We start from the raw sequence: 26,190 nt of genomic DNA, 5'->3' as shown, positions 1-26,190 counted from the left end.
TCGATAATGTAAGTGATCTCCTACTTTCATGTAAGCCATTTGCGCTTCGTGCTTCTCTGAATTGAAGTGTGTGCCCAGATCATTATTCTTGTCGTTTTCAATCGATGAGTGGATGACCAGGGAGCAGCACGATGGCAAACGGAGCGGGGCTACGGTTCACCCTGACGCTACCCGGCGTCGACGATGTCGCGGTGGTCGACTTCACCCACCGCGAGGCCCTCTCCGAACCCTTCGCGCTGACCGCCACCCTCGCCAGCCGTGATGGTGATCTGGACGCGGCCGAGCTACTCGACCGCGAGGCCACGCTCACCGTGTGGCAGGACGGCGCGCCGCTGCGCCGGGTCCACGGTATTATCAGCGAGTTCGGTCGGGGCGATCGCGGCCACCGGCGCACCTTCTATACCCTCACGCTGCGCCCGGCGCTGTGGCGCACGTCGCTGCGTCACAACTCGCGCATCTTCCAGAAGGTGGACCCGCTTACCATCATCAACACCCTGCTGGACGAGCGCGGCATCACCGATGTGGCCTTCGCGGTCAGCCGCGAGCCCGCCGAGCGCGAGTACTGCGTGCAGTACCGCGAGACCGATCTCGCCTTCATCGAGCGCCTCGCTGCCGAAGAGGGCCTGTTCTATTTCCATGAATTCGAGGACAGTGACGGCGGCGCCCACCGGCTGGTGTTCTCCGACGACCCGCAGGCGCTGACGAATCTGGGCGAGCGCACCTACCACGGCCGCGCCGGCGGCACGCCGCCCGCGCGCCACGTGCGCAAGCTCAGCCACACCGCCCGGGTCGCCGCCGCCAGCGCCCAGCTCAAGGACTACAGCTTCAAGAACCCCGCCTACGCCCAGCTCCACGATCATCTGGGCGATGACGTGGAGGCCCACGGCCAGCAGAGCGACTACGAGCACTTTGACTACCCCGGCCGCTACAAGCAGGACGCCTCCGGCAAGCCCTTCACCCGGATTCGCCTCGAGCACCTGCGCCGCGACGCCACCACGGTGAGTGCCGAAAGTGATCTGCCGGAACTCGCTCCGGGCGCGCGCTTCACGCTCACCGACCACGATACCGCAAGCCTCAACCGCGACTGGCAGGTGGTGGCGGTGGAGCACACCGGCGAGCAGCCCCAGGCGCTGGAAGAGGACAGTATCAGTAGCGATACCGGCGGCATGACCCGCTATAGCAACCGGGTCACTCTCATCCCTGGTGACACTCCCTGGCGCGCCACCCCCAACCCCAAGCCCCGCATCGACGGCCCCCAGGTGGCGTTCGTGGTCGGCCCCGAGGGCGAGGAGATTCACTGCGATGAGCACGGCCGGGTGAAAGTCCAGTTCCCCTGGGACCGCTACGCTGAACCCAACGACACGGCGAGTTGCTGGGTGCGCGTCTCCCAAGGCTGGGCCGGCGGCGGCTACGGCAGCATCGCCCTCCCCCGTATCGGCCACGAGGTGATCGTCTCCTTCCTGGAAGGCGACCCGGACCAGCCGCTGGTCACCGGGCGAACGTACCATGCGGCCAACATCCCGCCCTACACGCTGCCCGAACACAAGACGCGCACCGTCCTCCGCACCCAGAGCCACAAGGCTGAGGGCTTCAACGAACTGCGCTTCGAGGACGAAGCTGGCGAAGAGCAGATCTGGCTCCACGCCCAGAAGGATTTGGAGCTGCTGACCCTCAACGACCGTGTTGAGGAGATCCGCAACGACAGCTTTCTCAAGGTGCACAACGACCGCATCAGTGAGATCGATAATGACGACCACCACACGGTGCACGGTAACCGCTTCGAGCGCACCGAGGGCGATCAGCACCTGCAGGTCGACGGCACCCTGCACGTCAAGGCCGGCCAGGCCTGGCTGAGCGAAAGCGGCCGTGAGCTTCACGTGAAGACGGGCCACAAGGTGGTGCTGGAGGCCGGCAGCGAGATCACCCTGAAGGCGGGCGGCAGCTTCCTCAAGCTCGACCCCAGCGGCGTCACCATCGTCGGGCCGCAGGTGAAGATCAATTCGGGCGGCAGTCCGGGTAATGGGAGCGGGCAGTCGGTGCAGGGGCCGTTGCTGCCGGGGCGGGCCATGGCGGAAGTGCATGACGCCATACCACCAACGGCCCTACCCAGGCTCAAGGATTATCAGCTCAGCGAGGCGGCCATCATGCCGCTGTGCGGCAAGATCAATGACACCCAGTGCACGCGCGAGGACTGCCCATGTCTGGCTGGTTGAGCCTACTCGCTGAGCGCTCCAGAAGCGCTGAGAGCCTGTCAGGTATGGTCACTGTCAAGCATGGTTACGTGCTGCTGGATCAGCGCCGCGCGCCGGAGCAATGTCGTGCAATCCTTGAACGTGATGGGCAGCAGGACTTCCTGACGCTCTTTGCGGGTACCCCACTTTCGCCATTGATTGAGGCCAGCCCCTGGCTTGTGGAAGTCGATGTGGGGAGTTCGGCCTGGTATTACGCTGAAACGCTTTGCCAAAAGCGTCTGGGATGGCTGTGCCTACCCCGGCCAGACCAAACCCTACAAAGCCTCGCCGATCATTTACGACTCTTGTTCGTGTTAGCCGACCCGCATGGCGGAAGGTCGCTCATCAACCTGCAGCAGCCCGCGGCATGGATGGCGCTACTCGCCAGTGCTCCCTCCAGTGTTTACGAACACGTGATGAGCCCGTTTCAGCTGGTAGCCACGCCCACGCCACAAGGTCAATGGCTTGTTTGGCAAGTTCGAACCGAAACATCAAGTACCCACGATGAAGGCCATCTAACCACCGAGATGGAGGCGGCATTGAAGGACAGCCAGCAGGTCTGGTGGTTGAGCCGTATGACGAATAGGCCATTGAGTGATGTACGAGCCTATTGGTTAATTAAAATGAATGCTCTGATGGCGGCCGGTATTACTCGCTCCGATCATCTAAAACGGCTATTGCCTGTAATGACAGGTGAGAGCGAAGCGTTTGATACTCAAATAGAAGATGTACTGAATAAGCCAATTCCATCACGTCAGAAGGTAAAGCAACTGGAGCGTTTTCTATGAGTGCCTCGCAATCTTCAAAACGCCGTCTGGACCCTGCCGTGGTCAATATATTCGAGCCACCCGTCTCGGAGGGAGAAAGCCCAGGAGAAAATGCCTCGCATGTGTGCGAAGAAAATTGCTGGGCCGATATTATTTACATTCCCGGCACGCGAACATTTTGGCTTTTGACCGAAGAAGTCTCGGATGCCTTGATGGAAGCTTCTGAAACACTTCACGAATGGGCCAGTACCGAGGATAAGGAAGCGCGTCTTGAGCTGCTGACCAATGAGGCGGGCTTGATGGAGTGCCTGCTGCCTAGCCGGGCCGAAAGTTTTCTGAACGAGTCAGAACGGCAGCGCTATATCGAGAACTTCAATCGGTTAGTGGCACTGACCTCCGAGGACATGCAGTCTGTAGAACAGCGAATTGCTCATGAACAAGGCCTGCTGGATGTACTTTGGGATCTGAGTACGCCAGGTATGTTGCTTCATATTGCTGATTACTTATCGGGTAGTGAAATCAGCGATATTGAAAGTCAACTTCGCACACTCTACCAGCAGGGCGTAGCGCGGGCGGAAGAACAGGGTTACTCCCTTGAAGGCGAGGCATATTACGGTCCTTGGGAGGAAGAAATCGCACAAGCCCTGGAGACGTATCGTGTATGCCGCGAGCAGGCTCAGCGTCAGTACCATTTCAATCCGGGCAGCCAAGGGCCTGCTACTCCCTTTTCACTTCAGGAGGTCTTGGCAGAGTATCAGCGTTTCATTCAACTATGCGAATCCAACCCGCCCGTCGAGGCCGCCCAGGCTTGCCAATTTGTAGGGTATGTACAGCAGCTGAGCGAACAGCAAACAGAGAAGTATCACGATTATCTCGAAAGCATTTTAAAACTCGCTGCACTTGGCATTGCCACGCCAGAGCTTTCTCTCTCCAGCGCCTCCGCTGGAGGCTTAAATATGCCGGATGGCATAAACGGTTTCGATACCTATTGCCGTTTATTGAGAGAAAGCGCTGAGCTTAATGAATCGGTAGAGCAAAAGCTGCGCGAATGGGAGCTCGGAACAGCAGGTCGTACCCAACTGCCCGTTTTTCTCTTCGAACAAGAGCGCCAGCAATACGCAAGTCTGCATGATCAGCTGGATGAGCTGTTTGAAGCCGCTAGCGAAGCCGTCAAGCAGATGGAACCGGGGCGGGTCCTGATATGGAACACGAACCTGAACGACGACCGACACTCGCTAGGTTACGAAAAGCGTAAGATCGAGCGGCTCGTACGCCGCGAATTTCCGCTTCGCGAGTTCAGCTCGCCGCTGGGGGCAAAATCGCTAAGCCATATCAGTTTATGGCAACTGGCGCCTCTGATGTCAGAAACCGAACGCGAACGTTTGAATCAGTCGCTCAGCGCCGACGGCGTACTGCCCGCCACTTTATGGGAAGCGCCTGAAACGGCATTGAGTCAGTGGTTGGCCTCGCGTGGCTGCGAGAGAATCGAGCATCAGCTCGGTTGGCACGAAGATACCTTGGGCTTTTTCCAGCCGGACGACCTTTTCTCCTATTTGGAACATCGCCATTACGAGGTGGCGTCACTCACGGGGGGTAACAAAACCCGCTGGGGGGAAGCCCTCCAGAAGATACTCTTTACCGGCCCTGGGCGTGAATCGTTGAGGCTTTTTGATGCCAGTGCACAAGCACAAATGCTGCGACTGGTCGGAATGACGCAATTTGACCTCAACGAGGAGCGGTCAGAAAATGAGCGCGATGCCCCCTGGAACGCTGAGGCACAATCCGGCAGCCTGACGTTTTTTGATGGTGAGCTGACGTTCGAGGAAACATCAGGTGCCAGCGTCACGCGCAACAATCAACGGGAGCTTGCACGGGATACGGCCGGTGAGTGGTCCTTGAATGACAATGATAAGACCGCGGCAAAGCTTTCTTACGGGTGGGAAGGCAAAGGCACCATCAGCCTGGCACGAGGCGAACTCCCGTTGGGGCGGTTGGTGCTTCCTCAAAAGTCTCAGGCACTGCCAATCAGTATTGAACTGGCTGAACGTAATGAGACGCGTAACCTGGGGCGCTATACCGTTGTGCTCGATGCGGTGGCCAAAGGGTTTGCTGGAGCAAGCGCAGTACTTTCCAGCGAGCTGGGCTTTGATTTCGATAAAGATGGGCTAAGCATCACCGGGGTCGATTGGGCCAAGCGCGAAGCTCAAGGCGCAGAGTTCGATGCGTTTGCGGGCGCCAAGCTGGGCATCGAGACACGCTGTGCCTTGCATTGGGAACCACCGGAAAATCTGCGGCGCCTGCTGCCGACACGCGCCGCGTTATCAGATCTTGCCATTCAGGGGTCGAGCCGATCACTCACAGGGTGGCGCAGTCTCGGCAATGCCAAGCTGGGGGGCGAGGTATCCATCGGTATAGGGGCGAAGGCCGGTTTTCTTTTACGTATGCAGGGCGGTAAATTCACGCTCGTCATGAGTGCTCGGCTGGTCGTGGGCAAAGGCGTGGGCGGGTCGCTAGCCATCGACCTGGACGTAGACAGCCTCGATTTATGGCTTACCATGCTTCACCGCGCCATGGTGGACAACAACTACGTTCAGCCCGAGTGGGTCGACGAAGAAGCCTACGAAACCCTCGGCTTTCTCGGCTATCTTGCCGCCACGACATTGCTAAACGTAGGTCTTCTTGCTTCACGCGGCAAGGCCGGCATCGAGCAGATCTACCGTGCAATGACGGGGGGGCAGAATGCGGGGCCGATTGCTTATGAGATAGTTAATGCGGCTGATAGAGGGCAAGGTGATCAATTAGCTAGCTGGATTCAGCAATTAACGCCTGAAGCGTTAGGTGCTTTGTTGTACTTACTAATCAGTGAGCCGCGCGCGTTTGAAGTTGAAGCGCCTGGAAGAGGTAGAAGCCGCGGTAGCGTGGAGTCATTTAATTCCAGGCAAGCATTGGACTTTCAACAGATCGCTATTGCCAACTGCCTGGGCTGGATCGTAGGGGGAGTAACGACGGGCGTTTACGGCACGTTATGCCGTTTTAGTCAGCAAGACCCCACCCCCTCGCAGTACCTGTTCGCTAAGGCACTTATACGAATGAGCGAGAACGGCCATCAATGGCATGAGGATATAAGACATGCGTACGAGCGTCGTAAACGTGATTTAGAATTTTTTATGGAGCGGACTTCTGGCACGGATAATACTGATGTGCCGATTGCAAAACGGAACTATCGCCGTTATTCAGCAGGTTTAGCGACCGAAGTGTGCGCTACTCAGTAAAGGAATCGACTAAGGAATAATGATATGCGACCAACCCTTTTAACTGCACTAGCCAGCTTGCTTCTAGTACCGCTAATTCTGTCGCCTGCCTGGGCCTTGGATGACGAAGCGCAAGCCGCCAAAGAAGAAGGGATGCGGCTTTACGGGATTAGAAGGGCAGATTCAGCTATTCCATTTCTTGAGCAAGCTGCTGAAGAGGGCGATGCAGAGGCGATGTACTACTTGGGTGAAGCCAACCGCCGCTTGGTAATGGGCAATATGAACCAGGCCGCACTAGACTGGTACTACCAAGCCGCCCAGCATGGTGATCCCTACTCTATGCTGCGCCTCTTCGATGGCGGCGCCTGCGAGCTGGGCGACGTTTGCCCGGAAAACGGCGATGACTGGCCGCAGGAGGCGCTTGAGCTCACGCTGCCTCAGGCAGAAGCTGGCGATCCGGATGCCATGGCGGCGTTGTATTACATCTATTACTACGTGGAAGACCCGGATGAAGAAGAAGCGCTGGTTTGGTTGAATCGTGCCGCTGAGGCGGGCAACGCCTGGGCCATGAACATGCTGGGCAAACGCGCACGCGATGATGAGGATGCTTACAGTAGCGATACAGAGCGTTTAGAGGCTGCGGAGGTATGGTTTCGTCGGGCAGCCGAAGCGGGATATGCGCCGGGCATGAATAACCTCGCTTCTATATTGAATCATCTGGACCACCCTGAAGAGGCTTGGGAGTGGATGACCAGGACGTCCGAGGCAGGCCATATGAACGGACGTGGCTGGTTGGCTGCTTGTAATATCGCACCTAACGAAGGCGGTCGTGAACTCTGCCGTGGAGCGCCCGAGCCAGATCCTGCTGAAGGATGGGCCATTTTTCTGGCTATTCACGAAGAAGTCCCTGGCACGTCGTCAGAAAACGCATTGCGTGCGTATCGGGATATCCTCACGCCCGAACAGCGAGAAGAAGGCGAGCGCATGAAAGACGATTGGCTGGGCCTGGAGCCGCCGCTTTCCTACTTCCCCGAGAAGTTTGGCCCCTGATGATATTGCTCCCTCGCACCGGCCTGCTGGCGACACTAGCCGGCTTGCTTTTAATGCCGTTAACGCTAGTGTCTGCCTTGACATTGAACACCGAAGCGCAAGCCGCCAAAGAAGATGGCACGAGGCTTTACACTGCACACCAAGGTTATGTTCATAATTCTGTGTCATGTCTTTAGTCTGAATCGAAAAGAAATGACTCATGAAATCGCCTGCACTCGACTGGAATGCGGCCCTTCGAACCCTGCGTGAGGAGGGCTCAAATCACTGCGCCAACCGACGCTTTCTAAAACGAATCAGGATCAGCCCGATCCCGGCGACCACCAGCCCGCCCCCGGCCAGCTTGTGCACGCCCAGGCTGTCGCCCATCAGAAGCGCTCCTAGCCCTACCGCCAGTACCGGAACCAGCAGTGTCATTGGTACCACCTTGTTGACCGGGTGGCGGCGCAGCAGCGCGTACCAGATGCCGTAGGCGACGATCGACGACATCACGGCGGTGTAGAACACGGCCCCCCAGCCGGCGAGCCCCGCCGTGCGCATTGCCTGCCACTGGCCGCTTTCGAACAGCCAGGAGCCGAGCGCGACCTGGGGGAGGGCGAGAAGCGCGATCCAGCCTGCCAGCGCCAGCGGTGCGATGTGGGGGCCGCGCTTGATCAGAAGCTGCGACACCGCCCAGCCCAGCGCGCTCAACAGCAGAATGCCAAGCGGCAGCGGCGCGGGTAGCGTGGGGCCGCCGGCCAGTACCACCACGCCCGCGAACGATAGCAGAAGACCCGCCAGGCGCTTGGGCCCGAGCTTTTCCTTGAGAAAGATCACCGCCAGGATCGTGGCGAAGGGCGTGCCCATCTGCACCAGCAGCGCCCCGGTGCCCGCCTCGGACTGGCCAAGGCCAATGAACAGCAGAGCGAAGTGCAGCGTGCCGAAAGTGAAAGAGAGCAGCAGCAGAAACGGCCATTGGGCGCGAGGCACTGGGTGGAAGGGCACCAGCAGCAGGGCCACCAGGGCAAAGCGCAGCGTGGTCATCAAAAGCGGCGGAAGCTCGACGACGCCTACCTTGATGACAACGATGTTGAGCGCCCAGATGGCGATGACCAGAAGGCCCAGAAGCAAATCGCGTAGCGGCACGGCAAGATCCCTTGGTGAGTACGAGGTAACGGAGTGAGTCGCCCATCATATCAGCCTGGGTCTCTTCCCTTCGCCCGGTAAGTGCCTACAATGAGCAAGGCGCGGCGCGGCCCATGGGCGGTGTCGGCCACTATAAAAATCAGATAAAAAAGACACGCATAAAAGGACTCACCATGACGCTGACACGCCACCTCTCTCATGCTGCCCTGGGCCTTGCGGGCGCGGCCCTGCTGACGCTGACGGCCTCCGCCCAGGCGCGCGAACTGTCCGTTTCCACCGTGCTGTCGGACGCCTTCCCTTGGGGGCAGGCCGCCGAGAAGTGGGCGGAGCTTCTGGAGGAGCGCAGCGGCGGCGAGCTGACCCTGCGAGTCTACCCCAATGCCCAGCTCGTCTCCGGCGACCAGACCCGGGAGTTCTCCGCCATGCGCTCCGGGCTGATCGATGCCGCTGTGGGCTCGACTATCAACTGGTCGCCCCAGGTACCGGAGCTCAACCTCTTCTCGCTGCCGTTCTTCATCCCGGATACCGCCGCCGTGGATGCCGTCACCCAGGGCGAGGCCGGCGAGCTGGTGTTCGAGGCGATCGCCCGGCGCGGCATCATGCCGCTTGCCTGGGGCGAGAACGGCTTTCGCCAGATCTCGAACTCCAGCGGGCCGATCAGCGCACCGGAGGATCTCGAGGGGCTCAAGATCCGCGTGGTCGGCTCACCGTTGTTCCAGGATACCTTCGCCGCCCTCGGCGCCGACCCCACTCAGATGAGCTGGACCGACGCCCAGCCCGCGCTCACCACCGGCGCCGTGGACGGCCAGGAGAACCCGCTGTCGGTGTTCGACGTGGCGCGTATCGATCAGGTGGGCCAGGAGTACCTGACCCGCTGGAACTACATGAACGACCCCCTGGTGTTCGCGGTGAGCCAGCAGGTATGGGGCTCGCTGAGCCCGGAAGAACAGACCATGCTGCGTGAGACTGCGCAAGAGGCCGGTGCCTGGGAAATCGCGATGACCCGCGAGCAGGAGAGCGAGCGCCTGGCCGCCATCGAGGAGCGCGGCGTCACCGTCACTGAACTCGATGAGGCCGAGTACCAGGCCTTCGTCGAGGCGACCATGAGCGTTCACGAGAAGTGGGCCTCGCGCATCGGTGAAGATCTCATGAAAGCCGCCCAGTCGGCCATCGACGCGCGCTAGGCGCGGTGTCCCATCGGCGGCCGGCCTGTGCCGGTCGCCTTGTCGATTGAGGCCAACATGCAAGAGTATTTCGATGCGCGCCTCGAGCGCTGGCTGGGGGCGGCGTCGCTGATCGTCATCTCGCTGATCAGCCTGGGCAATGTGGTCACCCGCTATCTCACCGGCGGCTCGTTCTCGTTTACCGAGGAGTTCTCGGTGTTTCTGCTGGTGGTGTTGACCTTCGCCGGGGCGAGCGTGGCGCTCAGACGCAACCGCCATATTCGCATCAGCTTTCTGGAGCGCAGGCTGCCTGCTCGCTTTCGCGGTGCGCTGATCCTGTTTCAGGGGCTTTGCGGGCTGATCGTGCTGGGCCTGATCACCTGGTACGGCGGCAAGCTCGCCTTTCAGGAGTACCAGTGGGAGTCGCTCTCGCCCGGGCTCGGCCTGCCTCAGTGGTGGTACCTGGTGTGGCTGCCTGTGCTTTCGGCGCTGATGGTCTGGCGGCTCGTCCAGCAGACCCGCGAACGGCTGAACGGGAGACTGCGCGATGACCCCTGACCTGTGGATGATCCTCGCCTTCGCGGGGCTTCTGATCGCCGGCGTTCCGGTGGCGTTCTCGCTGGCGCTGGCGGGCTCGGTCGGCATCGTGGCGGGGCTTTCGCCTGAGATGCTCGCCACCTTCGGCACCAACACCTACAACAGCATCGCCAAGTACCCCTTGATCGCCATTCCGCTGTTCATCCTGACCGGGCTGATCTTCGAGCGCTCCGGCGTGGCGCTGCGCCTGGTGCGCTTCGCCCAGGCGTTGATCGGCCCGCGCCACGGCGGGCTCGCCCTGGTGGCGGTGCTGGTGTGCATGATCATGGGCGGCATGTCCGGCTCCGGGCCGGCGGATGCTGCGGCCGTGGCCATGGTGATGCTGCCGAGCATGACCAAGGCGGGCTATCCCAAGCCGTTTTCCGCCACGCTGATCGCGGCCTCGGCTTCCACAGCGATCCTGATTCCACCGTCGGTGGCGCTGATTCTCTACTCCATCGTGGTGCCCGGCGTGGATCTTCGCGCGCTGTTCGCCGCCGGGCTCTTTCCCGGCATTCTGGCCGGGCTTTCGCTGCTGGTACCGGCGATGTTGCTGGCCCGGCGCTACGGTTGGGAGGGCGGTGCGCCGGTAGACGGGGCCGAGCGGCTCAAGGTAGGGCCGGCCTTTCGCCAGGCGCTGCCCGCGCTGTTCGCACCGATCCTGATTCTGGGCGGGCTGCGCTCCGGGCTGTTCACGCCCACCGAGGCGGCAGTGGTGGCGGTGGCCTACGGCACGCTGGTCGGCCTGTTCCTGACGCGGGAGCTTTCGCTACGCGATCTCTGGGCGCTTCTGGGCGAGGCGGCGATCATTTCCGGCGTGGTGATGCTGATCATTGCGCTGGCCGGCGTGTTCGCCTGGGCAGGTACCATGCTCGGGACCTTCCGCCACCTGGCGGAGTGGATGATCGGGCTCACCGATAACGGCGCACTGCTGCTGGTGCTGGTCATGCTGGCGGTGCTGATCGCCGGGATGCTGCTGGATGCCGTCTCGATCTATTTGATCCTGATGCCGATCCTGATTCCGGTGATGCAGCACTTCGAGTGGAACCCGGTATGGTTCGGCATCCTGCTGGCCATGAACATCGCCATCGGCCAGTTCACCCCGCCGGTGGCGGTGAACCTGATGGTGACCACGGAAGTGGCCAAGATTCGCCTTGAGCATACCCTGGGCTGGGCGCTGGTGTTCGTGCTCGCCATGGCCTGCGCGATGGCGCTGGTGGCGCTGTTTCCGGGGATCGCGCTGTGGCTTCCCGGCGTGCTCGGCTACAACGTTTAAAGGCGCAAGGCGGCTAAACGTTCGCCGTTGAAAATAGCCTCTATAGTGAACGAGACGATGGAGATACGCTCGGGGGCAAGCGTCCCCCGTGCGCTGGCGGGCGGCGTTACGCATACTTCGCCAAGCGACGTTTTTTTCGCTAAAGTAACATCCTCGGCCGCCTGTCGGCAGAGTTAGTAGACGAGTTAACAGACTGTCTTCTCAACGTTTTGAACACCGGCACCCAGGGGATCGGTACAACGGGTGGTTCAAAGCGCATAACGCTCACAAAAGATAAAGAGGTGTGTCCATGAAACGCCATGTATTCTCCACCGCCGCCGTCTCCGGCGCGCTGATCGCCGCGGCAAGCTTCGCCACGCCAGCCGTGGCCCAGGAGCGCTACATCACCATCGGTACCGGCGGTCAGACCGGCGTCTACTACGTGGTCGGCCAGTCGGTCTGTCGCATGGTCAACCGTGGCAGCGAAGATCACAACATCCGCTGCAACGCGCCGTCCACCGGCGGCTCCGTGGCCAACGTCAACGGCATGAAGAGCGGCGACCTGGATATGGGCGTGGTGCAGTCCGACGTCCAGTACCGCGCCTACAACGGCGAAGGCAACTTCGAGGAAGAGGGCCCGTGGGAAGAGATGCGCTCGGTCTTCACCATGCACGGTGAACCGCTGACCGTCGTCGCTCGCGCCGATGCCGGCATCGAGAACATCAGTGACTTCCCGGGCAAGCGTGTCAACATCGGCAACCCCGGTTCCGGCCAGCGCAATACCATGGACGTCGTCATGGACGCCTTCGGTTGGGACGAAAGCACTTTCGCCCTGGCATCCCAGCTCGACGCCGCCGAACAGGCTTCTGCACTGTCGGACAACAACATCGACGCCATGGTCTACGTGGTCGGCCACCCCAACGGCTCCATCCAGGAAGCCACCACCACCATCGACGCCAAACTGGTCTCGGTCACCGGTGACGAGATCGATGGCCTGATCGAAGAGTATCCGTACTACACTCGTTCCGTGATCCCGGGCGGCCTGTATCGCGGTAACGACGAAGACGTCGAGACCTTCGGCGTGGCGGCGACCTTCGTCTCCTCCACCAACGTTGACGAAGAGGTCATCTACGAAACCGTCAAGGCGGTGTTCGAGAACTTCGATCGCTTCAAGCGTCTGCATCCGGCGTTCGAGAACCTGAACGAGGAAGACATGATCTCTGACGGTCTGACCGCGCCGCTGCACGCTGGCGCCGAGCGCTACTACCGCGAGCGTGGCTGGATCGAGTAAGCGGACAACCGGCGCCGAGGTGACAACCCTGGCGTAATAGAGTAAAACGCGAAGCGCGGGCGCCCTGGGTGTCCGCGCTTTCGTTGATTGTACTGGTAACCATAACTGGCAAGCGGTGGTAGTACGTACTGCTCGCCGGCGCCGACCTCAAAGGGCTAGCGTATGCAAGACGAGAAGAAGACCCCGGCCGCGGAGGCCGACCTGGAGGACATGGTCGCCTCCAGCGATACCGGCGCGAGAAAACCTATGGGGGCGCCCGGGAAGCTACTGGTGAGTATCGCCGCGGCCTGGTCGCTGTTTCAGCTCTGGATCGCCTCACCGCTGCCTTATCTGGTGGGCTTTGGCGTGTTCAGCGCCACGGAAGCGCGCTCGATCCACCTGGCGTTCGCGCTGTTTCTGGCCTTCATGGCCTATCCGGCCTTCAAACGCTCCCCGCGGGATCGTATCCCGCTTCTGGACTGGCTCTTCGCTGCCGTGGCAGCCTTCTGCGGTGCCTATCTCTTCGTGTTCTATGACGATCTCGCCGGACGCTCCGGGCGTCCCATCACCCAGGACATCGTGGTCGGGATAGTCGGTATCGTCCTGCTGCTGGAGGCAACCCGGCGGGCACTGGGGCCGCCCTTGATGGTGATCGCCGCCATCTTCATCGCCTATTCCCTGTTCGGGCCCTACATGCCCGGCATTCTCGCTCACCGCGGCGTGAGCCTCGGCGGGTTGATCAATCACCAGTGGCTCGGTACCCAAGGGGTGTTCGGGATTGCGCTGGGGGTCTCGACGAGCTTCGTGTTCCTGTTCGTGCTGTTCGGCGCGCTGCTGGACAAGGCCGGGGCGGGCAACTACTTCATCAAGGTGGCGTTCTCGATGCTCGGTCACCTGAAGGGCGGGCCTGCCAAGGCCGCCGTGGTAGCTTCGGGGTTGACCGGGCTGATCTCCGGTTCGTCCATCGCCAACACCGTGACCACCGGTACCTTCACCATTCCGATGATGAAGCGGGTGGGCTTCAGCGCCGAAAAAGCCGGCGCCGTGGAAGTTTCCTCTTCGGTCAACGGCCAGATCATGCCGCCGGTCATGGGAGCCGCCGCCTTTCTGATGGTCGAGTACGTGGGCATCCCCTACGTCGAGGTCATCAAGCACGCCTTCCTGCCCGCGCTGATCTCCTATATCGCGCTGCTTTACATCGTGCACCTCGAAGCGGTCAAGGCCGGCATGCAAGGTCTGCCTTCGAGCAACCCGCCACGGCCGCTTCTGAACAAGGTGATCGGCTTTCTGACCGGGCTGTTACTGCTGATGGGGCTTTCCATAGCGGTCTACTATGGCCTTGGCTGGCTCAAGCCGGTGCTCGGCGAATCGGCCCCCTGGATCATTTCCTTCGGCCTTGCCGTCATCTATGTAGGGCTTTTGAAGGTCAGCGCCCGCTATCCGGAACTCGAGATCGACGATCCCCGCTCCAAGGTGGTGACCCTGCCGCAAACCCGCCCGACGGTCATGGTGGGGCTGCACTACATCCTGCCGGTCATCGTGCTGGTGTGGTGCTTGATGGTCGAGCGGCTATCGCCAGGGCTGTCCGCGTTCTGGGCCACGGTGTTCATGATCTTCATCATGCTGACCCAGCGCCCGATCATTGCCTACTTTAGAGGCCGTAGCCGCCTGACCGACGACGTCAAGGAAGGCTTCATCGATCTATGGGATGGGCTCGTCACCGGCGCGCGCAACATGATCGGCATCGGTATTGCCACTGCCACTGCGGGCATCGTGGTCGGCGCGGTCTCCCAGACCGGCGTGGGCCTGGTGCTGGCGGACGTGGTCGAGATCCTCTCCGGCGGCAACCTGATGGTCATTCTGCTGCTTACCGCCGTGCTCAGCCTGATCCTCGGCATGGGGCTTCCCACCACCGCCAACTACATCGTCGTTTCCGCGCTGATGGCGCCGGTGATCGTGATGCTCGGCCAGCAAAACGGGCTGATCGTGCCGTTGATCGCGGTGCACCTGTTCGTGTTCTACTTCGGCATCATGGCCGACGTCACGCCACCGGTGGGCCTGGCCTCCTTCGCCGCGGCGGCGGTGTCCGGAGGAGATCCGATTCGCACCGGCTTCCAGGCGTTCTACTACAGCCTGCGTACCGCAGCACTCCCGTTCCTGTTCATCTTCAACACGGACCTTCTGCTGATCGACGTCACCGTCGTCCAGGGGGTGGTGATCTTCATCGTGGCCACCATCGCCATGCTGATCTTCGCCGCCGGCACCCAAGGGTACTTCCTGACCCGCAGCCGCTGGTACGAGTCGATTTTGCTGCTGCTGGTCGCCTTCACCCTGTTCCGCCCCGGCTTCTGGATGGATCGCCTCCACGACCCCTACGATTCCGTACCCCCAGCGCAGTTCGCCGAGGCCTTGGGGCAGGTCGATGAAGGCAGCAACCTGCGCGTCCAGATTCAGGGAGAAGACAGTTTCGGCTCGCCCATGAGCACTTACGTGCTGGTGCCGGTGCCGGATGGCGCCACCGGGGAGGAGCGGCTTGAAAACCTCGGCCTCGAGCTCTATACCGACGGCGACGAGACCCTGGTGGACTTCGTCGAGTTCGGAAGCCCGGCGGCGGAGCTTGGCTTCGATTTCGACCAGCAGATCGTCGAGGTGCTGGCGCCAGTAGATCGCTGGACGAAGGAGTGGATGTGGCTGCCGGCGCTCATGCTCTTCGCGCTGGTGGTGTTGATGCAGCGTAGCCGCCGTCGCAAGGAAGAGGCGATTACGGCCCAGGCCTGAGGAGAGTGCGCATGTACCAGAAGATTCTGCTGCCCGTGGATCTCAATGAAGAGAGCTCCTGGAAGAAGGCGCTGCCGGTGGCGACGACGCTGTGCCAGACCTTCGGCGCCTCGCTTCATCTGGTCAGCGTGCTGCCGGAGTTCACGATGCCGATGGTCGGTGCCTACTTTCCGAAGGACTTCTCGGAAAAGGCCCACGTGGCCATGAAGCAGGCATTGATCGACTTCACCGAGGCTCAGGTGCCCGACGGCATCCAGACCCAGAACGTGATCGTCGACGGCTCGCCCTGGGAGGCGATCATCAAGGTCGGCAAGAAGCTTGACGCCGACCTGATCGTGATGGCCTCGCACACCAAGCGCAAGTTCGCCGACTACGTGCTCGGCCCCAACGCCGAGCACGTGGTGCATCATGCCAAGGTATCGGTGATGATCGTGCGCTAGCGCGCCGGTTTACCCTCAAAGGCGGCTTCGGCCGCCTTTTTTCGTGCCTGTTCGAGCGATTTCGACGTTTGGCTAATGTCGTTTGCACGCCGGGTGACCAACACTGGATGAGCGGTTCAAAACAAGATAACGTCCAGGAGGCTCATCATGATCTATGCAAATCCCGGTGAAGCGAACGCCGTGGTCACCTTCGAGAAACGCTACGGCAACTACATCGGCGGCGAGTTCGTGGCGCCGGTGAAGGGGCAGTACTTCGACAACCTGAGCCCGGTGAACGGCCAGGTGTTCTGCGAAGTGGCACGCTCCACCGACGAGGACTTGGAAAAGGCCCTGGACGCCGCGCATCAGGCCGCCCCCGCCTGGGGCAAGACCTCCGCCGCCGAGCGTAGCAATATTCTGCTCAAGATCGCCGATCGCATCGAGCAGAACCTGGAACTACTGGCGGTCGCGGAAACCTGGGACAACGGCAAGGCGGTGCGCGAGACGCTCAACGCCGACATCCCGCTTGCCGTCGACCACTTTCGCTACTTCGCCGGCTGCATCCGCGCCCAGGAAGGCAGCGTGGCGGATATCGACGCCAACACCGTGGCCTACCACTTCCACGAGCCGCTCGGCGTGGTGGGGCAGATCATTCCCTGGAACTTCCCGATCCTGATGGCGGTGTGGAAGCTGGCGCCGGCGCTCGCCGCCGGCAACTGCGTGGTGTTGAAGCCCGCCGAGCAGACGCCGGCCTCGATGCTGGTGCTGATGAAGGTGATTGGCGACTTGATCCCGCCCGGGGTGGTCAACATCGTCAACGGCTTCGGCGAAGAGATCGGCCAGAGTCTTGCCACCAGCAAGCGCATCGCCAAGATCGCCTTCACCGGCTCCACCCCGGTGGGCTCGCACATCCTGAAGTGCGCCGCCGAGAACATCATCCCCTCCACCGTGGAGCTCGGTGGCAAGTCGCCGAACATCTACTTCGCCGACATCATGAACGCCGAGCCCGCCTTCATCGACAAGGCGGTAGAAGGCCTGGTACTGGCCTTCCTGAACCAGGGCGAGGTCTGCACCTGCCCGTCTCGCGCACTGGTGCAGGAGAGCATGTACGACGACTTCATGGTGAAGGTGCTCGAACGCACCAAGGCGATCAAGCGCGGAAACCCACTGGATACCGAGGTGCAGGTCGGTGCTCAGGCATCGCAAGAGCAGTTCGACAAGATCATGTCCTACATGGACGTGGCGCGTGAAGAGGGCGCCGAATTCCTGACTGGCGGCGACAAGGCGAGCATCGAGGGAGATTACGCCAGCGGTTACTACATCGAGCCGACGATCCTCAAGGGCAACAACAAGATGCGCATCTTCCAGGAGGAGATCTTCGGCCCGGTGGTGTCGGTCACCACCTTCAAGGACGAGGAAGAGGCGCTCGCGATCGCCAACGACACCGAGTTCGGCCTCGGCGCCGGCGTCTGGAGTCGTGACATCAACGTGGCGTTTCGCATGGGGCGCGGCATCCAGGCCGGGCGGGTGTGGACCAACTGCTACCACCAGTACCCGGCCCACGCCGCCTTCGGTGGCTACAAGAAGTCCGGCGTCGGCCGCGAGACCCACAAGATGGCCCTCGAACACTACCAGCAGACCAAGAACCTGTTGATCAGCTACGACATCAACCCTATGGGCTTCTTCTAGGCCCGCCTTCGGCACCTTGATGCCCCTTCCAACGCGAACACCCGGCCAATGGCCGGGTGTTCTTTCGATGCAAAGGTCAACGTGAAACCGATGCGAAAGTCGACGTGAAACGCGTGCTTACTGAGTGAGCGCTTCGCCTTCGGTATTGGACTCTTGCTGGCCTCGCTCGGCGCGTTTGTGCTCGCGATGCTCGCCGCGCACCTCGTGCATCGCGTCTCGCACTGCCTGCTGCTCTTCATCGGTCAGGATCTCGGCGACCCGGGCGTGATGATCGTCGCGCAGCGACTTCATGGCCTCGAAGAACTCGGTATTGACTTCATCCAGCGCCTGCTGCTTCTCTTCGTCGATGCCGGCGCGCTGGTAGACTTCCTGGCGCTGCTCCTGCCGGTGCTCGCGCATCTGGGCACGATCTTCGTCGGAGTGCGGGCCTGCCTGGGCGGTCAGTGCAACGGGGGCGAGCACGGCGGCGAGCAGTGCAGGGGCGGCGAGTTTGCGAATGACGTTTTTCATGATGTACCTCGTGGGTCGATACAGTGAATGACGCTGACAAGCCCAGTATCGAAGGCGTCGGTGTAAAGTCATTGCAGAAACTGTGCAACAACCGTGATCTTATGAAAGGTACGGTGAGGGGCGTACCCACCCAGGACAAGGAGTCATTAATGCAGGTTGTTCACGCGGTTCGCCGCTATCTCGGGCTTGGCGGGCTTTCGCTGATGCTGAGCGGCTGTGGGGCGATGCATCTGGCAAGCCCGGGAGAGCCGGCCCTGGGCCAGGTACGCCCGGCGCCGCCGGTCTCATCCACCGCCCTGGCGGCCGAGCGCTACACCCCCATGGACTGGCCCGCGCCCCTGGAGGCCCGGGTACGCCTGCCGGCGACCCCGGCGGGCACGCTTCGCCCGGCGGCGCTGATCGTGCACGGCGGTGGCTGGCGCCGGCGAAGCCCCGACGACATGGAGGGCATCGCCCGTCAGCTCGCCGGCCAAAGCTACGTGACGGTGAACGTGGCCTACCGCTTCGCGCCACGCTACCGTTTTCCCGCACAGCTTCAGGATCTGCAACAGGCCATGGCGTGGATTCATGCCAACGCCGAGCGCTTTCGCATCGATACCGACCGAATCGTCGGGATCGGATACTCCTCTGGCGCGCACCTGGTGAGCCTGCTGGCCCTGGCAAGCCAGACCGGGCCACTGGCGACGCCCTACGGTGGCGACCATACCCGGCTCAGAGCAGTAGCGGTGGGGGGCTTGCCAAGCGATCTGACGAAGTTCGACGACGGGCCGCTCGTGGTCGGCCTGCTGGGCGGCACCCGCCAGGAGCGGCCCGAGGCCTACGTGCAGGCGTCGCCGATTCATCATGTCGCGCCTCAGGCACCGCCGTTTTTCATCTTTCATGGCAACCGGGACCGGCTGGTGCCCGTGGACCAGGCCCGGGATTTCTATCTCGCCCTCCAGGATCAAGGCGTGCCGGCAGAGCTCTACCTGCAGCGCGGGCGCGGTCATATCGGCAGTTTTCTACTGCGCCGTGGGGCGATGAAAGCGGCGATAGCGTTCTTGAACCGCGAAGTTGGCGGTGGAGGTTAGACTTTAGTTGGCTTTTGCCGCCGTGCAAGGTTGGTGAAAGCTTCATGCCATAGCGTGTGCACTCCACAGGGCGTGCCCTGTTTCTAAAAAAAGCTATAAACCTATAAAAAGCTATAAACCTATAAAAAGCGAGACCGCTATGCCCAAGAATGTTGCTACTCCGTTCGGTTTGAAGATGAAGTCGCTGCTGGTCGGTGCCATCGTCGCCCTGACGAGTCTTTCGATGGCGCTGCCCGCGTTGGCCGACGACTACCCGGAGCGCCCGATCAACATGATCGTGGGCTTCGGCACAGGAGGCAGCGCCGATCGCCTGGCGCGGCTGATGTCCGGCTACCTGTCCGAGGAGATCGGCGTGCCGGTCCAGGTGACCAACCGTCCCGGTGCCGGCACCCAGGTGGCCTCCAACTACGTGCTGAACATGCCCGACGACGGCTACACCGTGTATGCCTCCACCTTCGCGCCCTACCTCACCAACTCGATTCTGACCGGTGGCGCCAACTTCAGCGTCGATGACTTCAACTACATCAACTTCCAGTGGTTCGACCTGGATTTGATCGCCGCCAACCGCGACAGCGGCTACGAGGATTTGCCGTCGCTGCTCGACGCCATGCGCGAAGGCGACAAGCAGGTGCGCGGCGCCGTGGTACAGGGCTCCGCTGGCCACCTGATGGTACGCCTGCTGCTCGACCGGGCCGGTATTCCCCAGGAAAACCTGAACCTTGTGACCTACAACAGCGGTGGCGAGGCGCGCTCGGCGGTGGCCGGCGGCCAGGTGGACTTCGTCTCCATCAGCGCCCAGGGCAGTGAAGGCATTCGCGAATTCCTGACGCCGCTGGCCATCGTCAGCGACGAGCGCATCGATCAGTGGGACGTCCCGCCGATCAACGAAGCCCTCGAGCCCGCCGGCGTGGAAGTGCCCATTCTTCAAGGGTCCATGCGCGGCTTCGCCGTGACCAGTGAAATGGAGCGCGAATTTCCGGAGCGTTTCGAGACGCTGACCAATGCCATCCAGAGCGCTTTGGCGCGCAAGGAAGTGCAGGATCACCTCGAGCGTAACGAAATGGGCGGCGCATGGATCGGACCGGACCGCGCCAACGAGCTGATGCGCGAGAACTTCGACGTCTTCGAGCAGTACGCCCACCTTCTGAAATAATCCCGTCTGACGTCCGGCCCCGCGGTAGGGGCCGGACTGGAGAACTCCCATGTCCGTACAACGACGCGACTATGGGGACCTGCTGGTCCTCATGGCGCTGGCGTGTTTCACGCTTTGGTATTTGATGGACGCGATCAGCGTGTCCTCCCAGGTCCAGAACCTGCTGCTGATCCTGCCGCTGTCAGTGCTGGTGCTGGCCATCATCGCCCTCGAGTTCGTGCTGCGCCTGAAACACGGCACCCTGTTTCGCGCAAGCGACGAAGAGGAGCCGCTTTACCGCACGTTGCCCGTGGTCGGGCTGTTCGCCGTCTATGTGCTTTCGCTGGAAACTCTGGGGTTCGATATCGCCACGGTGGCGTTCATCGCGCTGTTTCTGGTGCTCAAGGGCGAGCGCAACTGGCTGCTGCTGGCAGGTTTCAGCGTCGCCTTCGGCCTCGGCACGGCGTTCTTCTTCTCCCAGATGCTGCCGTACCCCATGACCTTGTTGCTGCTGCCCAGCTAAGGAACCGACATGATCGATTTTGACGCGGTCCAGCAGAGCATGGTTCTGCTGTTTTCCAGTTTCGACCCGTGGATAGTGGTCGTGCCCGGCATCGTGCTGGGTCTCATCTTCGGCGCCACCCCCGGGCTTCAGATCTCCATGGCCATGGCGATCTTCCTGCCCATTACCATGTACATGGACTTCGTCCAGGCCATGCTGTTTCTGACCGCCATCTTCACCGGCGGCTCCTTTGGGGCGGGGATTCCCGCGATCTTGATGAACATTCCCGGCACGTCCTCGGCGATCGCCACCGCCTTCGATGGCTACCCGATGGCGCGCAACGGCCAGCACAACCAGGCGTTGGGTATTGCGCTGGCCTCGTCGGTGATCGGCGTGCTGATGGGATACGTCATTCTTTTTATCATGATTCAGCCGCTGTCGGTCATGGTACTGAAGCTCGGGCCTGCCGAGATGTTCATCGTCATCCTCTGGGGCATGACCTTGATCGCGAGTCTCAAGGGCGAGCAGGTGCTCAAGGGACTGATGGTTGGCTTCGTCGGTCTTCTGGCGGGTACCATCGGTTTCAGCGAGATCGGCCTTGCCCGGGGCACCATGGGCCAGACCTACCTGCTCGACGGCATTCCGGTCATCCCTGCGATGATGGGCATGTTCGCCGCCTCGGAACTGTTCAAGCTGGCCAACAAGGGCTTCATCGTCGAATCCGAAGACTCGCGCAAGGTGCGCATCGGCGAAATCCTGTCCGGGTGCAAGATGGCGTTTCGCTACCCGGGCGTGATGCTGCGCGGCGGGTTGATCGGCGTGTTTGTCGGCGCCGTGCCCGGGGTCGGCTCGTCGGTGTCGAACCTGCTGTCCTACGTCGAGGCCAAGCGTCGCGACGAGGACCCGGAGTCGTTCGGCAAGGGCAACCCCAAGGGCGTGGTCGCCTCGGAATCCGCCAACAGCACCTCGGAAGCGGGCTCCATGGCCACCTTGCTGGCCTTGGGCATTCCCGGCGGCGGCGCCACTGCGGTCATGCTCGCGGCCTTCGCCATGCACAACATCACCGGCGGGCCGCAGTTCATCCGCGAGCAGACCGACGTGGTCTACGCCATCATCTTTGCCAACTTCGCCCAGGTATTCTTGCTGATCGTGGTGGGGCTGTTGTTCATCCCGGTGCTGGCGAACATCGTCAAGGTCCCCATGCGCTACTTGATTCCGTCGGTGCTGGTGCTGGCGGTGATGGGCTCCTTCGGGCTGACCGGCAACATGACCGGCCCGGTCACGGTGCTGATTTTCGCGGTGATCGGCTGGATTCTGCGCCACTACGGCTATTCGGTGCCGGCGGCGGTCATCGGTCTGTTGCTGGGCTCGCTCGCCGAGAAATCGCTGCTGCACTCCTACCAGATCAGCGGTGGCGACTTCACCTACCTGTTCGGCCGGCCGGTCGCGCTCGGCATCCTCGCGCTGCTGCTGCTTTCCTTGTTCGGTCAGCCGCTGATGAACCGCTTCAAGGCCTATCGCGCCGCCCGGGCGTAAGCCATGTCGAAAACGCTGAAAACGCTGGGTTTGGGTAGCTTGGGTGGCGCGATCGCCACCCTTTTTTCGCTACCGCTGGCCTGGATGCTGGGGGCGCTGTTTCTGGTCATGACCGCCTCGATCGCGGGGGTCAAGACCGGAGTGGACAAGCGTGTCCATGTCGTTGCCATCGCGCTGCTCGGGCTGTTCATCGGCAGCCGTATTCAGGCCCAGGAGCTTCTCGGGCTCGTTCGGTGGTACCCCAGCGTCATCGCCATGCTGGTCTACATGGTCATGATGCTGGTCGGGGGCTACTGGATCTTCACCCAAGCCAAGGTCGGGCGCATCAGCGCCATGTTCTGCGCCTACCCCGGCAGCATGAACTCGGCCCTGGTGCTGGCGGAGCCCGCCTAGGGCGATCTTCGCTGGATCGCCATTTCCCATTCGCTTCGCCTGGTGACCGTGGTCTCCGGCGCGGCGATACTGGCGAGTCTGTTCGTCGATGAGGTCACCCTTGAAAGCGACACCCATTGGCTCGCGCTTTCCGATATCGCCGCGTTGTTGCTGGCGCCTTGTTGCTGGTGGGTGCTGCGAAGGTGCCGCGCGCCGCTGCCGGAGTTTCTCGGGCCCATGGTCGCCGGGGCGATCATGGCCAATGCCGGGGTCGGGTTTTCCTTGCCCGCCTGGCCGGTGCTGCTGGCGTTCATGATCCTCGGTTCCTCCGTCGGGGCGCGCTTTTCCGGTACCCCCTGGCGTCAGATCTTGAGCGTGGGGCGCTTCGGCATCGCTTATGCGCTGTTCGCCCTGGTGGCGGCGATGCTGATGGCGTGGCTTGTGGCTTCGCTTACCTCGCTCGAGTTCGCCGCGGTGCTGCTGGCACTGATTCCCGGCGGGGTGGGGGAGATGGCGGTGATCGCCACGGTCATGGGGATCGATCCGGTCTACGTCGTCTCCCACCACGTGCTGCGCCTGCTGATCCTGATCTTCATGACGCCCTGGATGGTGCGTCTGGCAGGCTCTCTCGGAGCGCCGGAAACGCCACCGCCACCCTGAACCCGCCGCCTGGACGGTTGGCCAGATGCAGGGTCGCGGTGTGGGCGGTAGCGATCTGCTCGACGATGGCCAGGCCCAGCCCGCTCCCCGGGGCGTGGGGGTTGTCGCGGTAGAAACGCTCGGTGAGCCGGGACAGGGTAGCCTCGCTCACCCCGGTGCCCCGGTCGCTGACCGTCAGGACGACGGCGTCGCCTTCCCGAGCCAGGGCGAGATCGATGCTTCCCCGGTAGGGCACCTGGCCGCCGGCGTGAACGCTGGCGTTCTCGATCAGGTTGACGATGAGCCAAAGCAACATGATCGGGTCGCCCAGTACCTGATACGCCTGGCCCGGGGCCATGTCGAAGGCGAGCTCCTGGTTCTTCTGGTAGATGCCGGTGGCGGTCTGGGTGCAGGCCAGCTGGCAAATCTCGGTCAAATCCAGCGCCTCGAGCCGGGTATCGTCCAGAAGCTCGCTACGGGTCTTGGCGTATTTCAGCAGCTGCTGCACCGTGTGGCTGGCATGCTCGGCGATGCGGCGCATCTCCGCCAGGTTGGCCCGGGTCTCCGGCTCCTGGCTCGCCTTCAGGGAGAGCTCGGTGAGCGCGCGCAGCTCCGAAATCGGGGTTCTCAACTGGTGGGAGACATCGGCGTTGAGCTGTTGGGTGCTCTCGATACTGCGACGTATGCGCTGCATGAGCTGATTGATGCTCGCGATCAACGGTTGGATCTCCCTTGGCGCCTCCCCCTTGATCGGATGCAAATCGTTCGGCGAGCGCTGGCGCAGGGCCTGGCCCACCGCGTTGAGCGGCGCGAAGGCAAAGTAGATGGCCAGCAGCGCCAGCGTGATGGCCAGAAGCCCGCCCACCGCCATCAAGCCGCTCAGGGTCAGCATGAACTCGTTGGCCAGGATGTAGCGCGCCTCCTTGGATTCGGCGACGATGACCTCAATCTCCGTGCGTTGGCGGCTGCGCTCGAAGGGGAAGGTGAACGCCACGGCGCGCAGGTCGTTGCCGGCGTAGGCGACATCGAAAAAGCGCGGCTTCTCCAGGTGCCCCGGCGCGTCCCCCAGACCCGGAAACCCGGCGATCATCGGCCCCCCCACCTCGCGGATGCGATAGAAGATCTTGCCTTGGCCCCGGCTCCCCAGAGTGCTCACGCTGAAGTAGTGCATGTTGATGTGAAGCTCGCCGTCCACGGTGTAGATCCGGCGCTCCAGGCGCTTGGCGGCGTTGAGCAGCATGTCGTCGAAGGTATCGTTGATCTGGCGGGTCAAGAGCAGATGGCTCGATGCCAGGGCCAGCAGGGCCAGGGCCGTGAAGGGCAGGCCTATCCAGGCGAGCAGGCGGGCGCGAATCGAAGCAGGGCGTTTGAACATGGCAAGCGTCGGTGTCGTCTATTTTTTGCAGTCAAGATAGCTCTTGCCGTCGAGGTGGTTCTTGCATTCAAGGTAGTAGCCCAGGCCGCGCACGGTCTTGAGGCCGAACTCCCGGCCGATCTTCTTGCGGATACGCGAGATGTAGGTTTCCACCGCCGCGTAGGTGACCGGCTCGTCAAGGGTTGAGAGGCGCTCAATGATCTGATCCTTACTCACCAGCCGATTCTGGTTGATCATCAGGTACTCGATCACCTCCAGCTCGCGGCGGTGCAGTGCCACCGGCTCGCCCTCGAGGCGCAGCTCTCGCGCATCCGGGAAGAACTCGAGCGGCCCGCAGGCAAGGGAGTCGCCGCCGAAATGCTTGGCCCGGCGCACCAGGGCCCGGGCTCGGGCGCTCACCTCGTCCAGGGAGAACGGCTTGCACAGGTAGTCGTCCGCCCCCTCCTCGAGTCCCAGGATGCGTTGGTCCAGGCTATCCCGGGCGGAGGTGATCAGCACCGGGATCCTGTCGTTACGATGGCGAAGCCGCCGCAGCAGGCTGATGCCATCGAGTTCTGGCAAGCCCAGGTCCAGCACCAGCAGGTCGAAGCCACCCTGGGCGAGCGCATGATCCGCCGCCACGCCATCGTGAACCAGAACGATGGTGAAACCCGCCTCGCTCAGGGTCGCGGCGATCGAGCGCGCCAGATTATCGTTGTCTTCCACTATCAGCGCCTTCATGTGCGCTCCTGAACGAGCCGCGGCGGGGTGGGCTACCCCTCGGGCTGGTACTTGTAGCCGACACCGTAGACCGAGCGGATGATCTCCTGCTCGGGCAGGGCCTCGGTGATCTTCTTGCGCAGCTTCTTGATGTGGCTGTCCACGGTGCGCTCGGAGACGATACGGTTGTCGCGGTACATGTGATCCATCAGCTGCTCGCGGCTGAAGATGCGCCCGGGGGCGTTCATCATCACTCGCAGAAGCTGGAACTCCACTGCGGTCAGACCCAGGTCCCGGTCGCCGGCCAGGGCCTGCCAGCCATCGTCGTTGAGCACCACCGGGGCGGCGACGGGCTCCGGAGCCTGAAGGGCGGCCTGGCTGCGACGCAGCACCGCTTTCACCCGCGCCACCACTTCCCGCGGGCTGAAGGGCTTGCAGATGTAATCGTCGGCGCCCATTTCCAGGCCCAGCAGCCGGTCGACCTCCTCGACCTTGGCGGTCACCATGATCACCGGAAGCCGTGGCCAGCGCTGGCGGATATCGCGGCACAGCGTCAGGCCGTCGCGCCCCGGCAGCATCAAGTCCAGCAGCACCAGTGCCGGGGCGTGCTCCTCGAGCCAGGGCAGCACCGCGTCGCCGTGATCCAGAAGCGTCGGCGCGAAGTGGTGGCTTTCCAGGTAGTCGGCCATCAGCCGGGCGATCTTGGGCTCGTCCTCGACGATCAAGAGCGTGGCGTTGGCCGGGCCCGCAGTAGGCGTATCGGTCGATGACATCATGGCCTCGT

At 62.1% G+C, this 26,190-nt stretch carries 20 protein-coding genes and 1 pseudogene; 16 read left to right on the top strand and 5 right to left on the bottom strand.

All coding sequences use genetic code 11. From position 1 onward, the window contains the following. Positions 1–131: 131 nt before the first annotated feature. Genes GEV37_RS02455 through GEV37_RS02440 form a run of 4 tightly spaced genes read left to right on the top strand, consistent with a single transcriptional unit; the run spans position 132 to position 7,299 of the window. Entirely contained in the window at positions 132–2,213 is a 2,082-nt protein-coding gene (locus GEV37_RS02455; protein WP_227388585.1) for a type VI secretion system Vgr family protein, read from the top strand. Next, positions 2,198–3,019, top strand: coding sequence for a DUF4123 domain-containing protein (locus GEV37_RS02450; RefSeq protein WP_227388584.1), 822 nt, complete (start codon positions 2,198–2,200; stop codon positions 3,017–3,019). Before GEV37_RS02455 ends, GEV37_RS02450 begins: the two co-directional genes overlap by 16 nt. Further along, entirely contained in the window at positions 3,016–6,270 is a 3,255-nt protein-coding gene (locus GEV37_RS02445; RefSeq protein ID WP_227388583.1) for a hypothetical protein, read from the top strand. Before GEV37_RS02450 ends, GEV37_RS02445 begins: the two co-directional genes overlap by 4 nt. 24 nt (positions 6,271–6,294) lie before the next feature. Further along, positions 6,295–7,299, top strand: a complete 1,005-nt coding sequence (locus tag GEV37_RS02440) for a tetratricopeptide repeat protein (protein WP_227388582.1) — start codon at positions 6,295–6,297, stop codon at positions 7,297–7,299. Positions 7,300–7,560: 261 nt separating this feature from the next. On the opposite strand, the gene GEV37_RS02435 is transcribed toward GEV37_RS02440, so the two are convergent. After that, the gene (locus GEV37_RS02435; protein WP_227388581.1) at positions 7,561–8,421 is read right to left on the bottom strand and encodes a DMT family transporter; all 861 of its coding nucleotides are present in this window, start codon (positions 8,419–8,421) and stop codon (positions 7,561–7,563) included. Between the two features lie 173 nt (positions 8,422–8,594). Here GEV37_RS02435 and GEV37_RS02430 point away from each other — a divergent pair, with 173 nt between their 5' ends. The 7 genes from GEV37_RS02430 (at position 8,595) to exaC (ending at position 17,571) form a co-directional block, all read left to right on the top strand. Next, on the top strand, positions 8,595–9,605 hold the full coding sequence (locus GEV37_RS02430) for a DctP family TRAP transporter solute-binding subunit (RefSeq protein WP_227388580.1): 1,011 nt from the start codon (positions 8,595–8,597) through the stop codon (positions 9,603–9,605). Between the two features lie 57 nt (positions 9,606–9,662). Continuing rightward, a complete protein-coding gene (locus GEV37_RS02425) occupies positions 9,663–10,142 on the top strand; it encodes a TRAP transporter small permease (RefSeq protein ID WP_227388579.1) in 480 nt (159 codons plus the stop codon). After that, entirely contained in the window at positions 10,132–11,436 is a 1,305-nt protein-coding gene (locus GEV37_RS02420; RefSeq protein WP_227388578.1) for a TRAP transporter large permease, read from the top strand. Before GEV37_RS02425 ends, GEV37_RS02420 begins: the two co-directional genes overlap by 11 nt. A 289-nt stretch (positions 11,437–11,725) precedes the next feature. Beyond that, positions 11,726–12,706, top strand: a complete 981-nt coding sequence (locus GEV37_RS02415) for a TAXI family TRAP transporter solute-binding subunit (protein ID WP_227388577.1) — start codon at positions 11,726–11,728, stop codon at positions 12,704–12,706. A gap of 162 nt (positions 12,707–12,868) precedes the next feature. Continuing rightward, complete coding sequence (locus GEV37_RS02410; protein ID WP_227388576.1) at positions 12,869–15,463, top strand: TRAP transporter permease; 2,595 nt, start codon at positions 12,869–12,871, stop codon at positions 15,461–15,463. An 11-nt stretch (positions 15,464–15,474) separates the two neighbouring features. After that, positions 15,475–15,903 (top strand): universal stress protein, encoded by a 429-nt coding sequence (locus GEV37_RS02405; RefSeq protein ID WP_227388575.1) that lies wholly within the window; start codon positions 15,475–15,477, stop codon positions 15,901–15,903. 147 nt (positions 15,904–16,050) lie between these two features. Continuing rightward, positions 16,051–17,571: an acetaldehyde dehydrogenase ExaC gene (gene exaC / locus GEV37_RS02400; protein ID WP_227388574.1), complete on the top strand. Its 1,521-nt coding sequence runs from the start codon at positions 16,051–16,053 to the stop codon at positions 17,569–17,571. 117 nt (positions 17,572–17,688) lie between these two features. On the opposite strand, the gene GEV37_RS02395 is transcribed toward exaC, so the two are convergent. Further along, positions 17,689–18,081 carry a hypothetical protein gene (locus tag GEV37_RS02395; RefSeq protein ID WP_227388573.1) on the bottom strand — a complete coding sequence of 131 codons (393 nt, stop codon included), beginning with the start codon at positions 18,079–18,081 and terminating at the stop codon, positions 17,689–17,691. A 149-nt stretch (positions 18,082–18,230) separates the two neighbouring features. Here GEV37_RS02395 and GEV37_RS02390 point away from each other — a divergent pair, with 149 nt between their 5' ends. The 5 genes and pseudogenes from GEV37_RS02390 (at position 18,231) to GEV37_RS02370 (ending at position 23,353) form a co-directional block, all read left to right on the top strand. Then, on the top strand, positions 18,231–19,151 hold the full coding sequence (locus GEV37_RS02390) for an alpha/beta hydrolase (protein ID WP_227388572.1): 921 nt from the start codon (positions 18,231–18,233) through the stop codon (positions 19,149–19,151). A 139-nt stretch (positions 19,152–19,290) separates the two neighbouring features. Beyond that, the gene (locus GEV37_RS02385) at positions 19,291–20,304 is read left to right on the top strand and encodes a Bug family tripartite tricarboxylate transporter substrate binding protein (RefSeq protein ID WP_227388571.1); all 1,014 of its coding nucleotides are present in this window, start codon (positions 19,291–19,293) and stop codon (positions 20,302–20,304) included. A 49-nt stretch (positions 20,305–20,353) separates the two neighbouring features. Next, the gene (locus GEV37_RS02380) at positions 20,354–20,806 is read left to right on the top strand and encodes a tripartite tricarboxylate transporter TctB family protein (protein ID WP_227388570.1); all 453 of its coding nucleotides are present in this window, start codon (positions 20,354–20,356) and stop codon (positions 20,804–20,806) included. A 9-nt stretch (positions 20,807–20,815) separates the two neighbouring features. Next, positions 20,816–22,321 (top strand): tripartite tricarboxylate transporter permease, encoded by a 1,506-nt coding sequence (locus GEV37_RS02375; protein WP_227388569.1) that lies wholly within the window; start codon positions 20,816–20,818, stop codon positions 22,319–22,321. A 3-nt stretch (positions 22,322–22,324) separates the two neighbouring features. Then, positions 22,325–23,353, top strand: a pseudogene (locus GEV37_RS02370) (AbrB family transcriptional regulator). Here the strand turns inward: GEV37_RS02370 and GEV37_RS02365 are convergent. From GEV37_RS02365 to GEV37_RS02355, 3 genes are read right to left on the bottom strand one after another with little or no spacing between them, the layout of a single operon-like run. After that, the gene (locus tag GEV37_RS02365; protein WP_227388568.1) at positions 23,286–24,707 is read right to left on the bottom strand and encodes a sensor histidine kinase; all 1,422 of its coding nucleotides are present in this window, start codon (positions 24,705–24,707) and stop codon (positions 23,286–23,288) included. The pseudogene GEV37_RS02370 and the gene GEV37_RS02365 sit on opposite strands and share 68 nt — an antisense overlap. 18 nt (positions 24,708–24,725) lie before the next feature. Beyond that, positions 24,726–25,427 (bottom strand): response regulator transcription factor, encoded by a 702-nt coding sequence (locus tag GEV37_RS02360; RefSeq protein ID WP_227388567.1) that lies wholly within the window; start codon positions 25,425–25,427, stop codon positions 24,726–24,728. A gap of 32 nt (positions 25,428–25,459) precedes the next feature. Beyond that, positions 25,460–26,179 carry a response regulator gene (locus GEV37_RS02355; RefSeq protein WP_227388566.1) on the bottom strand — a complete coding sequence of 240 codons (720 nt, stop codon included), beginning with the start codon at positions 26,177–26,179 and terminating at the stop codon, positions 25,460–25,462. Between the last annotated feature and the right edge of the window lie 11 nt (positions 26,180–26,190).

This window comes from Vreelandella malpeensis, assembly GCF_020622355.1.
GTDB classification, from domain to species: Bacteria; Pseudomonadota; Gammaproteobacteria; order Pseudomonadales; family Halomonadaceae; genus Vreelandella; species Vreelandella malpeensis.
The sequence above is the reverse complement of the archived record's forward strand: the minus strand, read 5'-3'. Positions and strand labels throughout refer to the sequence as shown.

Coding starts and splice junctions, on each gene's coding strand:
- GEV37_RS02395 (WP_227388573.1), bottom strand. CDS start 18,081: ATGAAAAACGTCATTCGCAAACTCGCCGCCCCTGCACTGCTCGCCGCC.
- GEV37_RS02385 (WP_227388571.1), top strand. CDS start 19,291: ATGCCCAAGAATGTTGCTACTCCGTTCGGTTTGAAGATGAAGTCGCTG.
- exaC (WP_227388574.1), top strand. CDS start 16,051: ATGATCTATGCAAATCCCGGTGAAGCGAACGCCGTGGTCACCTTCGAG.
- GEV37_RS02415 (WP_227388577.1), top strand. CDS start 11,726: ATGAAACGCCATGTATTCTCCACCGCCGCCGTCTCCGGCGCGCTGATC.
- GEV37_RS02420 (WP_227388578.1), top strand. CDS start 10,132: ATGACCCCTGACCTGTGGATGATCCTCGCCTTCGCGGGGCTTCTGATC.
- GEV37_RS02355 (WP_227388566.1), bottom strand. CDS start 26,179: ATGTCATCGACCGATACGCCTACTGCGGGCCCGGCCAACGCCACGCTC.
- GEV37_RS02380 (WP_227388570.1), top strand. CDS start 20,354: ATGTCCGTACAACGACGCGACTATGGGGACCTGCTGGTCCTCATGGCG.
- GEV37_RS02455 (WP_227388585.1), top strand. CDS start 132: ATGGCAAACGGAGCGGGGCTACGGTTCACCCTGACGCTACCCGGCGTC.
- GEV37_RS02445 (WP_227388583.1), top strand. CDS start 3,016: ATGAGTGCCTCGCAATCTTCAAAACGCCGTCTGGACCCTGCCGTGGTC.
- GEV37_RS02425 (WP_227388579.1), top strand. CDS start 9,663: ATGCAAGAGTATTTCGATGCGCGCCTCGAGCGCTGGCTGGGGGCGGCG.
- GEV37_RS02410 (WP_227388576.1), top strand. CDS start 12,869: ATGCAAGACGAGAAGAAGACCCCGGCCGCGGAGGCCGACCTGGAGGAC.
- GEV37_RS02390 (WP_227388572.1), top strand. CDS start 18,231: ATGCAGGTTGTTCACGCGGTTCGCCGCTATCTCGGGCTTGGCGGGCTT.
- GEV37_RS02365 (WP_227388568.1), bottom strand. CDS start 24,707: ATGTTCAAACGCCCTGCTTCGATTCGCGCCCGCCTGCTCGCCTGGATA.
- GEV37_RS02375 (WP_227388569.1), top strand. CDS start 20,816: ATGATCGATTTTGACGCGGTCCAGCAGAGCATGGTTCTGCTGTTTTCC.
- GEV37_RS02450 (WP_227388584.1), top strand. CDS start 2,198: ATGTCTGGCTGGTTGAGCCTACTCGCTGAGCGCTCCAGAAGCGCTGAG.
- GEV37_RS02430 (WP_227388580.1), top strand. CDS start 8,595: ATGACGCTGACACGCCACCTCTCTCATGCTGCCCTGGGCCTTGCGGGC.
- GEV37_RS02440 (WP_227388582.1), top strand. CDS start 6,295: ATGCGACCAACCCTTTTAACTGCACTAGCCAGCTTGCTTCTAGTACCG.
- GEV37_RS02405 (WP_227388575.1), top strand. CDS start 15,475: ATGTACCAGAAGATTCTGCTGCCCGTGGATCTCAATGAAGAGAGCTCC.
- GEV37_RS02360 (WP_227388567.1), bottom strand. CDS start 25,427: ATGAAGGCGCTGATAGTGGAAGACAACGATAATCTGGCGCGCTCGATC.